The 11,151-nt window shown below is 58.1% G+C and carries 13 protein-coding genes; 3 read left to right on the top strand and 10 right to left on the bottom strand.

Features of this window, described 5'->3' with window-relative positions; translation table 11 throughout:
• Positions 1–22 precede the first annotated feature (22 nt).
• The gene (locus H582_RS31765; RefSeq protein ID WP_127464354.1) at positions 23–460 is read right to left on the bottom strand and encodes a hypothetical protein; all 438 of its coding nucleotides are present in this window, start codon (positions 458–460) and stop codon (positions 23–25) included.
• Positions 461–681: 221 nt separating this feature from the next.
• On the opposite strand from H582_RS31765, the gene H582_RS0110015 reads away from it, so the two are divergent.
• From H582_RS0110015 to H582_RS0110005, 3 genes are all read left to right on the top strand, one after another.
• On the top strand, positions 682–906 hold the full coding sequence (locus tag H582_RS0110015; protein ID WP_028598451.1) for a helix-turn-helix transcriptional regulator: 225 nt from the start codon (positions 682–684) through the stop codon (positions 904–906).
• A 65-nt stretch (positions 907–971) separates the two neighbouring features.
• The gene (locus H582_RS31760) at positions 972–1,136 is read left to right on the top strand and encodes a hypothetical protein (RefSeq protein WP_156876698.1); all 165 of its coding nucleotides are present in this window, start codon (positions 972–974) and stop codon (positions 1,134–1,136) included.
• Positions 1,130–1,393: a DUF7667 family protein gene (locus tag H582_RS0110005; RefSeq protein ID WP_043111173.1), complete on the top strand. Its 264-nt coding sequence runs from the start codon at positions 1,130–1,132 to the stop codon at positions 1,391–1,393. The genes H582_RS31760 and H582_RS0110005 overlap by 7 nt, the downstream gene beginning before the upstream one ends.
• 87 nt (positions 1,394–1,480) lie before the next feature.
• On the opposite strand, the gene H582_RS0110000 is transcribed toward H582_RS0110005, so the two are convergent.
• The 9 genes from H582_RS0110000 to H582_RS0109960 are packed head-to-tail and all read right to left on the bottom strand — an operon-like array spanning position 1,481 to position 10,993.
• Positions 1,481–2,356, bottom strand: a complete 876-nt coding sequence (locus H582_RS0110000; protein WP_028598449.1) for a peptidoglycan recognition protein family protein — start codon at positions 2,354–2,356, stop codon at positions 1,481–1,483.
• Positions 2,343–2,633, bottom strand: coding sequence for a phage holin family protein (locus H582_RS0109995; protein WP_028598448.1), 291 nt, complete (start codon positions 2,631–2,633; stop codon positions 2,343–2,345). Before H582_RS0109995 ends, H582_RS0110000 begins: the two co-directional genes overlap by 14 nt.
• A gap of 13 nt (positions 2,634–2,646) precedes the next feature.
• A complete protein-coding gene (locus H582_RS0109990) occupies positions 2,647–2,961 on the bottom strand; it encodes a hypothetical protein (protein ID WP_127464355.1) in 315 nt (104 codons plus the stop codon).
• Positions 2,962–3,004: 43 nt separating this feature from the next.
• Positions 3,005–6,961 carry a hypothetical protein gene (locus H582_RS0109985; protein WP_028598446.1) on the bottom strand — a complete coding sequence of 1,319 codons (3,957 nt, stop codon included), beginning with the start codon at positions 6,959–6,961 and terminating at the stop codon, positions 3,005–3,007.
• A gap of 5 nt (positions 6,962–6,966) precedes the next feature.
• The gene (locus tag H582_RS26860; RefSeq protein ID WP_084136997.1) at positions 6,967–7,296 is read right to left on the bottom strand and encodes a glucosaminidase domain-containing protein; all 330 of its coding nucleotides are present in this window, start codon (positions 7,294–7,296) and stop codon (positions 6,967–6,969) included.
• A gap of 50 nt (positions 7,297–7,346) precedes the next feature.
• The gene (locus tag H582_RS0109975) at positions 7,347–8,720 is read right to left on the bottom strand and encodes a hypothetical protein (protein ID WP_127464356.1); all 1,374 of its coding nucleotides are present in this window, start codon (positions 8,718–8,720) and stop codon (positions 7,347–7,349) included.
• Positions 8,671–8,916, bottom strand: coding sequence for a hypothetical protein (locus tag H582_RS0109970; RefSeq protein WP_043111172.1), 246 nt, complete (start codon positions 8,914–8,916; stop codon positions 8,671–8,673). The genes H582_RS0109975 and H582_RS0109970 overlap by 50 nt, the downstream gene beginning before the upstream one ends.
• 1 nt (position 8,917) lies before the next feature.
• Complete coding sequence (locus H582_RS0109965) at positions 8,918–9,640, bottom strand: hypothetical protein (protein ID WP_028598443.1); 723 nt, start codon at positions 9,638–9,640, stop codon at positions 8,918–8,920.
• Between the two features lie 9 nt (positions 9,641–9,649).
• On the bottom strand, positions 9,650–10,993 hold the full coding sequence (locus H582_RS0109960; RefSeq protein WP_127464357.1) for a hypothetical protein: 1,344 nt from the start codon (positions 10,991–10,993) through the stop codon (positions 9,650–9,652).
• Positions 10,994–11,151: the final 158 nt, after the last annotated feature.

The following is an 11,151-nucleotide window of genomic DNA, read 5'->3' as shown; positions in this document are numbered from 1 at the left end:
TTTCAAAGTCGATCAAAGCTTTTCACACATCGGGGGGCGTTAGGGGGGCGAATTGGGGGGCGTAGGTCAATCGATAACGGCCGGATTCAGTAACAGCGTCAACGTCTGCCGGTAATTCCACCTCATGCGCCAGCAACGTGGCCAATGCCCATAACTCCATCGATTCACGACCGGGATCGTTTGTAAAAACAACTTCATGTCTCATGCCATGTCCCCCTGCGATGTAGTATAATTTGGAAAGCATCGATAGAAAGGGGAAAGCAGATTGCGCGTCTCCCGAAGGAGATGCCTGCTGCCGAATCACCTTGAACGTGTTGGATGGTCGCAAGCCGAGTACGCCCGCCGATCTGGTAGGGATAAACGGGTTGTATCCCATTGGTGCCAGAATGAGCGTGTCATGAAGCCAGAGGATGAATACCTCGCCTCGCTCCTTCTCGGTTGCCGAATGGAAGACCTTCATGAGTTCGAAATCACCCAAGATGAGTGACAGCAGGCTTCGCGGACAGCTTGTCCGCGGCTCCTGAGGAAAACGGGACCAATTTGCTCCCATCTGTCACAAGTATAGCGCCCTCTGACTGAATATGTTGTCGAAGCCTGTCAACAGGAGGGGATCTCTAGGAGATTATTTTAGATAGCAGGAATCCTGGTTCGCCTAATTGAATATTTGCTCGAGGTGATGCGATGCTTTGCCATCTAAAAACCATCCTTGCCGTAGTAGGTCTCTCCCAGCAGCAGCTCGCCGAGCAGATCGGCTGCAGTCGGAACACCATCACCGCCTGGACGCGCCAAGGTGCGCCGCCGCGTTTGGATTATGCATGGGCGACCGTGGATGAAGTGAATCAGGCCGCAGCTCGCAAGGGCATAGATAAGCGTTGGCAGCTCGAAGATATTTGGGATAAATCATGATTTTTGTGCATCATCATGATTTTTGTGCATATGCTGTATCATCCCGACCAAGGAGATGGTGCAGAATGAAAGAAGTTGTTTACCAAGTCAGCTACCGCGGTGATCAGATCCGAACGATACGCGCCTCTCTCGAAGAGCGTAGAAAGCCGAGTGCGCTCGAACGGTTTGCCCCATGGCTTGTTGTTCTCGGCGGCGCGCTGATTGCGATCGGTTGGTGGATCGCATGGTAAAGTCGTTCCACGCTCGCCTAGCCGAGCTCTACACAATCAATAAACGCCGGGAGATGAGTTGCGCGGAACTGGCCGAGATTGACCACTGCCTGCAACAAAACGCCAAGTACGTTCACGAGCTGGCTTATCTGGAGAATCTCTCCATAATGGCATCGATGACAAGCGACGTTGACTGGCAACACGAGATCTGCCGCGATATCGACGACCTGATGCTGGATCCGCACGCTTCAAAAACAAAAAAGCCGGGCTCCCGTTGAGGAGACCCGGTGAAGAATGCACAGCAATCAATTATATGTAGAAACGAGTTAAAAAAGCCCGCCGACCAATTGGTCAGCGGGCTTTGCTCAGTCCAGCGGGATGCCCGCGCAGACGCGCAGAGCGTTGGCCATCTGATTATATCGGCCGGCGTCGCCACCGGCCTGCTTGGCGGCAAACCATGCCGGCGACAGCCATGAGTAGATGATCTCCTGGGCGTTGCTCTTAGGCAGCCCGGCGCCGGCCGCCGCGGCGCGGACGTTGGCCGCCAGGCGCTCGTAATGCGCGGCCTCCTCCTGCAGCCCTTGCTGCAGAGCGGCATGCCGCGCCGGCTGGATGTACGAGACGATGACATGGTCCCGCACGTCTGCCGGCAGCTTGGCCGCTTCGGGCGCCGGGCGAACGGCAGACGCCATCTCTGCGGTGACGTCGCGGATTAGGTCGCCCAGCGTCTTTCCTCCGACCGCGAGCGCCTGGTCGATATCTCGCTTGCGGGCCGGGTCCAACTGCCGGTGGCTGACGATGTGCGTCGACGGCGTCTTGCCCCACTTGCTGCAGCACAGGCCCATGTACCAGACCAGGCGCTGGTACGCTGCGGCAAAGACGATGCTGCCGCCGAAGCATAGCTCGATGCCTAGCGCCGCGTGGTTGGCGTCGTAGCCGTACAACTCGTTGTCCGTCTTGACGTTGCGGACAACGTGGTAAGCCTGCTCCGCCGGATCTGCGCCGGTGCCGGTCGGGATGATCTCCAAAATCCGCGTGTCGTCGATGAACACATGGGCCGAAGCGGTCCGCTCCGTCTGGCGGTCGAGATAGCGGTAATGGGCTTCGGCCGTCGCGCCCGGGTTGCCGGTATCATGGGCGACAAAAAAGGCCGGGTTGCCTGTTACGAGCCGGGTGCCTGGCCTTACATTGGAGCGCCGGTCGATGTAACGGCGCTCGATCGGATACTTATTGCTGTCCACGCTGTACCTCCTCGCCGGTGACCGCCTCGCGGGTCTGCTTCACAAGCTGGTTGCCGTAGACGGATACGGCTCCGCACAGGACGCCCTGGGTGACGCTCTCGACCGACCAGCCAAGCAGCAAACAGGTCAGCAGCACGGCGACCGCCGTGACGGCGTAGACGATGGTCCAGTTGGGCACGCGAGGCGTCTGCCGCAGCACGTAGCCGGTGATCCAGCAGACCGCCAGCACGCCGGCCAGCTCGGGCCGAATGAGTCCGTTGATGATTGTCCAATCCATGTTTCCCACGCTCCTATTGGATAAATTTGAGGACGAGGCCCAGCAGCGACGCCGCCAGGCCGATCAGGCCGAACGAGGTCGTGATAAGCCAGCGCTGTCCTTGTTTGATGCCGTCGACTGCGGCGCGCAGCTCGTCGATCCGGTGATGCGCCGCCCTGGCCCGCTGGTCCGCGTCTCGCGCTGTATCATCCGACTTGTCGAGCCGATCCACGAGCCGGCTGACGCTGCTGGCCATATCGGTTAAGGCTTTGTTGTTAACCTCCTGCAGCGTCTCGAGCTTGACGACTTGATGCGCAATTGCCTGCAACTGTGCTTCTGGAATTGTCATGTTGCCTCCTTAATCGAAAAAGAGACTCGCCGGCGCGAGCCTCTTAATCCGCAATGGAATTCTTGATTTTTGCAATGCGCTTATCTTTCTCGGCTTGAGAGAGCGTCTTGTTCTGACGAATCTCCTTCATCTTCGCCTTGGCTGCCTCCAGTTGCCGCTTCCGCTGGACTTTCTCGTAATGCGCTGTCTGGTCGGCGGATCGCAAGTACGAGCGCGTCTGCTTCTCACTAAGCGGCCGCAAGTCGTTGTGATTGTAACGCTGCCCCTCTGTCGTAGCATTGGGCGAAAAGGCAAGCGCGCGTCCAATGTTCGGCAGCGATCGCTCAACTGGATATTTCAACTTCCTCTCTTCAATCTCGGGTCCGGTCGTCAGCACGTTCTCCGTGTAAACACCGCCGCGAGCGATGGCGTCTCCCCCTTGAATTGTCTTTTTAATCTGATTGCCGCCGAACGGGAGGACGAATTTGAACAGCGGATCCGTCACCGCCCCGGCCGCCAGCAAACCGGAGCCGAAACGGGTAGGGTCCTTGTCGCCGAAGAACTCCTCGCGTGTCGGCAACTCCGTGCCGTATAAATTAGCGCCGTACTCCGGATAGAGGCCTGCCAGCGTCTGCCCGAACGGAAGATTGGACAGCACCTCGCCGCCTACTCGGCCGAGCCGGTTCAGCGCCGGCATGTCTTCGCTGGAAGCGTCCACGAGTGCGTCAATTGGATCGAACACGACGCCGCTCCCGGTCATCTTCTCAAAGGCTTTGTTCAGCAGCCAGTTTGCTGCGAATAGCGTTATGAGCGCTCCGAAGCGCTTTTCGTCCACGAACTCTTTCTGCACGCGCCAAAGGTTGTTGACTTCCAACTGAAACGGCGCGACCAGGTTGAACATCTTGGACTTAATCAGCAGCGGCTGCTCCCCAACGCCTCGACCGCCGAGCAGCCGGCGCGTGTTCTCGTCGGCAAACTTCACGGGGTCTGCGACCTTCTGCCGAATCCCTTTGGCGAAAGCGGTGTTCCAGACGAAGGTCGTGCCGACGCGATCCGAGGTCTCCATCATCCACTCAGCGAACCGCTTCGGCTGCTCCCACCAGCGCTGATCGAAACGACGGAAGGATTTGTCCAAGTAGCGTTCGCGCAGGAACGCCGACCGCGCCATCGCTTCATTGGGCTGCCAAATGCTCTCGAGCGTCCGGAGCGCCCCCGCCGGGGCGTCGATGCCGCCGTAAGCAATGCCGTTCGGGATGTTCGCCATCTGCGAGAGAGTCGATCGGACATTGCCCAGGATTACATTGGACTTAACCCGGTTGTTCGCCTTATTGAGTAGCAGCAGCGCCTTCCGGCCGCCAACCTCCTCCACCCACCGATCCACAGGAGACGTCTTGCCTGCCAAGTCGTTCGCATAGTTATTCAGGTACTTGATGAAGTTGTTGATATTCGCCGTCGTTTCCGTGTCGGCCGCGAGGCGCTTGGCCAAGTTTCTGAACACGGCGATGTGCGGATCGATATGCGCTGCATAAGCCGCCGCCGGAATGTATTCCAAGAAGCCGCCGACCGCATCATTTTTAAACTCACCCAGCCCCCGCTTCTGTTTAAACGATGCCCACTTGGTTTTCGGCTGCGTGAACGGAGATAGTCCTGCCAGTGAAGGGCTGATCTTGCCAGACGAGGTGTCGAACAGATTTTTCAGCCCGCTCCAGGCATTCATCTCCTGAAAGTGCCGATAGTAGTCCGCCCGCTTTGGCACAAGCTTTTCCGGGCGATCCGGATAGATGCGCGAGACGGACGCGTTCACCTGGTCGATCAACGTATCGTACTGCTGCCGGAACCAAGCGTCAGCGCGGATGACGTTCTTCCAAGTCTTCGGCGCAAGGTCCTTCAGCTCGTCTATGCTAATCTGCCGCTCGCCGTATCTCTGCACCAGTGCGGAGTCACGACTGCCCTTCCGGATGCTAAGCTTCTGCACGATGTCGGACTGGAGCTGATCGGTCAGATTCTTCTGCATCTGTGCATACTCACCTTTTGCGGCATCAAACGGATCGAGGATCGCTTTCTTCACAGGTTCAAAATCCTCGCCAAAGACCTTCTTGAAATTCCGGTAAACGTCCCCGGTATTTAAGTTGATGTTTGAGAGGTCCTTCAGCTTCTGCGCGCCGAAGCCATTCAGTCCCAGCTCCTCGGCTTCGATCGTGGCGCGCATGACTTTATACTGAGCCTTCGACCGGGTAAAGATGGCATGAACATGCGGACGGATCTCCTCGCCAAAGTCGCGCACAAGGGCTTCGCCGAAGTCGGCTAGCTTGACCGTCCCCTTCAGCATGTAGGCCGCGCCAATCTTCGCATACTGGCCGTAGACGTCCGCTGGGTTGCTGCTCAATCGATGCTTGCTCTTCGCGAGCTCCGCTCGGGCGCTTGCGATCAGATCATCCGCATAGGCCGCGACGCGGTCGCGCACCCGTGGCGCTACCTCCTCCGACGCCGGCAGGGCAATGTCCTCCGTATCAAAGGGAATCGTACCATCCCACTCCGGCTGGAGAGGGGCGTTATCGTTCCGCGGAGCCGGAGCCTCCTTAACGGAAGCTGCCGGCTCCATCTTTGGGGTTGTCGGAGTAGCCTCTGATCGCCGCAGCACCTCCAGCCGCCGGCCGACAAGATTCACCGGCGCATCGGCGGCCGCCACAGCTCCTCCTTGGTAGCGATCTGCCATTGACTTGACCGGCAACGGCGCCCCAGCAACTTCACGAGCATATTGATTCTGCCGAGCAGCCGCGAGCGAATCGGCAGCCGGCCGCCTTGTCGATGCAGGCTTATACGCCAAATCTATCAACTCGTCCAGACTTGGAGCGTCGCGACCCGCCATCTGCGACCACAAAGATGCGAGATCCATGTCCTCTCTTCCAGGAGTCAGCTTCCCTTCGCGCTCGAGCTGCTGCGCGCGGCCAATCAGCGTTTCAAACTGCTCCCGGTAAGGATTCGCTGTCTGCGTCTTCCGTCGCGCGATAGTCGGGGCTCCGATTGCCGGCTCTGGGAGCCCAAGCGGGGTCACCTCGCCATGTCCATAGACCACGCTAGGGCTCCCGTTCGAAGGCGTCGGCTCTACGGCATTGCCGCTCCTCCGTTTCAGGCTATCCGAGGCTTCGGGCAGCGCCAAGATGCGTTCCGCTTCAGTCTTGGCCACGCCGCGACGAGCAAGAAGCCGACCGAGCGCGCCTGCCACCCCACCCGCTACGGCGCCAAGAGCACCGCCCGCAGCAGCGTTGATGCCGATGTTGGCTGCAACATCCGTCAACGCTGCCATAGCTCCCCGGTCCACCCCGCGCGAGATCTCTCCGTTGGCGCCAGAGATCGCGCCCATTGCCGCGCCAACGCCGGCACCGCCGAGCGCTGCTTTGCCTATGCTGCCCGCTTTGGCCGCTGGCCCGAACGGCAGCAACATGCTGAGTCCTCCGCCAACGGGGGCACCGAGTTTCGCCGCGGGGGTCTGGTAGTGCTTCTCTGCTTCTCGTCCGCGAATCAGCTTCTCGATTGATTTGCTCGTACCAAGAGTCGCGTCGGAAAGCGCTCCGCGGGCAAAATCATCGACAGCCTTTGGCGCTGTCGGATCCACGACGTCTCGCGCCATGCCGACCACTGCTGTGCTGAAAGGATCGCCGTCATTAAAGCCGAGCGTTCCCATCAGCTTGTCCAAGCCCAACTTCTTAGGCACCGTCTGCAGCTTCTGCAGAACAGGGTTCTTCGGCGTAGCAGACCGAGGCGCAGGCGTCGACCGCACCGCTCCCGCAGGTGGAGTCGCCATCTGCTGCAGCCTTTGCCGAACCACGGCCGGCCCCGTCAGCCGAAGCGCGTCTGCTCGCAAACTATCCTGCTCGGCCTCGTGCTGCTGCAAGGCTTGAGCTCGTGAAGATTGGTAGGCAGTTGTCACCGGCGGCTTGGTATGCGCGCCGCTCAATACGCGCTCGCGCGCCTCAAGGCCGTGCTGTATGCGCGCCATCGCATCCTTTCGCGTCGACATTACGGTCACCCCTTGTACTGGTTGTAGAACTTGGTCACTCCGGAAACCCAGTGGTTGTTCAGTCCGTTCGGGTCATTGGATGCGCCTATCGGCGCATAGATGGCCCCAATTTGCGGGATGGACTTGCCCCGATATCGATCCGTGGCGAGCAGCTTCGCGACCGCATCGATGCCCTCTTCGGCGCTGCCGTAGGTGCGAAGTCCGCCACTGCCCATTATTCCGCCGAAGTTGTTCTTGGACTTCGCTGCCTTGCTGGTCATATTGCCCGTTTCGTGCTGGATGATGGCCTTGACGAGTGCCGGGTCCACTCCATACTTCTTCGCCGCCGACTCGATTACAGCCGCGTTGCCGGAGACCCCTTTCGAGAGGTCGACCGACCCGGATCCTACTTTCCCAAGCCGATCTCCTTATCGAAACCGGCAATTTCCGCCTTGGTCAAGCCCATCGAGAGCATGACCTGCTCGTCCTGGCCATCAGGTAGGCCATAATTGACGATTGTCCGATAAAGGTCCTTTTTCGAAATGTTCGGCAGCATCGCGCCGTCTTCGTCCGAAAACTGCCGCCGCACCTGTTCCAGCACCTGGCCAGCGCTCATGCCGCTGTATTCAGGCTGCTTGTTTTGTTGACTGGCGAGATCTGCGTCCAGCGCCGCCCATTGTCTGGCATTATCATCCTGTGACAGCGCGAGCTGGGCACTGCGGTAGCTGTTGTCATCGTCCATTTGGAGCCGCTGCATCGCGTAGCCGAGTCCATATTGGCGGACATTTTCGTCGAATTGAGCTTTCCACTGAGCGTCGCCGATGGCGTCACGCGCGCGCTGGTAAGCCCGGTTTTCCGCGTCCGAGCTCTTTTGGTAGGCCATGGTCTGATCAAACTGCTTCGCCGCTTGAGTTTTCTGTCCGTTGCCGAACTGTCCGATGGAATTGCCATAGTTAAAGCGGTTCTCCCACTGCTGCTGATCGTTGCCTCGGTTCTGCTGGTCGACCCCCTGGTACATGGCCAGTAGCGAGCCCGCATCACCGACCGTATCGCGGGATTGCTGATAGCGCATGCCCTCCTCATCGCGGAAACGATCGTAGGCTTGCGCCGTCAGTTGGGGCAGCAACTGCGCATCCACATCAGCGATCGCCTCTTGTTGAATGCCGGCGACGCGGTCACTCGTCATCGTGCTGTCGAGGATGCCACGTTTGTTGAGCTCGGCCATGGCGTCGCCGCTCGCCCCTTGGGCATTGGCACGAGCTCTGGCCAGAGCGGCCTGATAGATCGGGTCAGCCGACGCGTCATACGAGAACGTCCCCGGCGTGTACGCGGGTTTCTTGAGCATCCCTTCAATGTTGGCGAGCTGGCTGTTCACCTTGTTGCCCAACTCGACGTTCCTCACCCTGGATAGCGCCGAAGAAAGGGCATCGTTACTCGCGAACGACGTTCCGTTGGAAATTCTGGATGGGGCGAGCGCATCCAAGCCGTTGACTGTGACCATGCCGCGCACCTTGTCGTACCCGATATTGGAGAATCCGTTATCCGTGAAGTATTTCCGGACGCCGCTCTCCCCAGGTCGCGCGATCAAGTCGGCAGCCTGTACAGGCTTTGCTGCCGCGGGAGCCACTGCTTGCTTTGTGGCTGAAGCTGTCGCAGGTTTTACCGCCGCCTGAGTCTGTTTGTACAGTGCAGTGCTCGCTGCCGTTGGATTCGTCAGGGCGATACCTGCCTTAGCCTTCCGCTGAATCTCCGCTTGCTGCTGCGCTGCCGTCAGCATCATTTTCGCCCCCCGTTTCGGATGCTTTAATCGCTTCATATTTCCGCTGGATCTCAATCATTTTTGCGGCGATCGCCGTAGTGTCGCCCTGGTTGGCCTCAACACCGAGCTTCTCGAGCGACAGCGCGTACCACTGCGCCTGCAGCTGATCGAGAGCCTGCTTGAGTACGAATTTCTTGATTTCCGGACTAATTTCCATGTCATCCTCCCGATAGATCATTGATTTGGCTTTGCAACGCCGAAATGGCACTCCAGAGACTTGCCAATTGCGGGTCGAAAGCGCTGATGTTCGTTTGCAAGCCTGACAGCACAGATCCCAAGTCGGTCGTCAGATCTCGGATTCTGGACCAATCGTCCACCTTGACCATGCTCAACTTGAGATCGTTGTAGTTGGCGTTCAAAAACATCGGCCCTCCCGACGAGAGCCCAAAACCTCCGGGACCGTGATACATATAAGTAAAATCACCGGCGTAGCCGAATAGCACATAAGGCATGGTCAACCCGTCAACCGGCTGCGTCCCGACGCGAATAAACTCTGCCGGCGATGTGTACGCCCCAAAGAGATCGTTCACCGGATCGACCGCTACATAAGGATAGCTGCCATCCTTGCTTTGGATAGTCCACCCCGTGGCTACTCCGCGCCCAGAGTCATAGACCCTCCAAGGAGCGATATCCGGAAGAGGACTGCCGGCCCAGAAGCGAACGTTCTCGGCATACCCGTAAGCGCTGTACAGGCCGACCATACCGTCATAGGCTTGGAACCGATCTTGCGAAACCTGCCAGCCGCTTATCTCCCGGACGTTTGACGTGCTGAGATTGCCGTTCGCGAGAAACTCCAGCTCCTTTTGCATTTTGGCGACCATGTCCGCGAGCTCCGATACCGACTCGTTTCCCAGCGGCCGCGCGAATGTAATCTGGCCCATAGCTCCTCCTTATATCGCGGGAAGATCTTTTTGATCCCAGGCTAGCTCCCTAATCGTCACCGGCCCGCTGCCACTGATCTTGGTTCTCAAATAAGGGCTCAGCGCCATCTGGAATGGCGTGATCGGGATTCGCTTATTCGCGAGTGCCGCTTCGTTAATGCTCCCAACGCTAACCCATCCGCTGTCGGCCTCCGGCTCCTTCGATAAGTAAATCGTCGCGTAGCTGCCAGCAGGCTTCTCGATCGTCCACCACATCCGCAGCCAACGCAGGTTCATCGCCATAGATTCAGCGGTGAATGTCTTGGACTGCCACTCCCAGTTGATCGGCTGTCCGGCGTCGGTCGCCCCTCCCATCCGCAGCACACGGCCTTGCGCATCGGCCATGTACAGCGTCTCGCCCATTTTAAGCATGTGCGTCGGGCTAATGCCTTTCCAAATCCACCAGCTCTTTTCCTGAGAGTCCCATACCAGGATTGTGTCTGCGTTCGTCGTGGACTGCGTAGGGATTGCGACGTATAAGAAACGTCCATCCGACCCCATGCAGCAGTATTTGAGAGCTGCTTTTACCATCCCGTCGATATGAGCCTGCACCGGCTGACTAAACGCCTTAGATGGCCTTACTCCGCCGCTGTAGGTGTAGATGCCGGACTCGCTCAGGAAATACATGACGCCGCCTAGGTTGGTGATGCTTTGATCGTTGACACATCCGATATCTTCGGCGACCGACACAAATGCAAAGTCAGATGGACTGGTTCCGTACAATTCCCACGATGACGACGGGAAGAACACCGTTGCGTGGCCCGCGCCGGACTTGATTCCGACGATGTTCTCTCCGACATACGTCTCTTTCCGTATCATCCCCGGTGAACTGTCGTTGGGCCGGCCTACAATTGTCCACTCGTCAGCCACGTTAAGCCCGCTGTACGCCACGCGGTTGTCAATGGCGACATAGAGCCTATTGTCGTGCTGGTCGACGTAATTCGCACCGCTAGGGGCGTTTGCGAGATCCTGAACGGAGGTGCCGTCATATCGTTGCATAACGTTTGCTCCGTTGACTCCGATCAAGTTGGTATCGCTATAGCCGCCTTTGAAATTGGCAAAAGACCATTCTAAAGAAGGGTTTAGACCGCTTTTCAACGTGTCCCACCCAACTCCGTTCAATTTACGCCAAGTCCCGTCCGCAAAAACGGCGTGCAATTCTCGGTTTTTCCAAGCAGCAAGACCCAGCACTCGCGCCCCTATCGGCCCGCCGACAATTGAAAACCCCGGCCTGGTCGACAACGCAGGAGCTTTGAGAGAAAACAGGTTGATCGCTGCCGGCGAAAATGACTCTCCGATACTAAATGTATCCATTTTGCTGACTCCTGAGAATGATCTAATTGCGACAGACGGGGTCTTGTTGGCAATAGACGGCCAGTATTCCAATAAATCACCTCCACTTTTTATTGACAAATAATGATACAAAACGTATCTTTAATTCAACGTACAATTCCCGTACATAATTGGAGGTC

The organism is Paenibacillus pasadenensis DSM 19293, assembly GCF_000422485.1.
In the GTDB taxonomy this organism is placed as follows: domain Bacteria; phylum Bacillota; class Bacilli; order Paenibacillales; family Paenibacillaceae; genus Paenibacillus_O; species Paenibacillus_O pasadenensis.
This window is presented reverse-complemented; position numbering and strand designations above follow the sequence as displayed.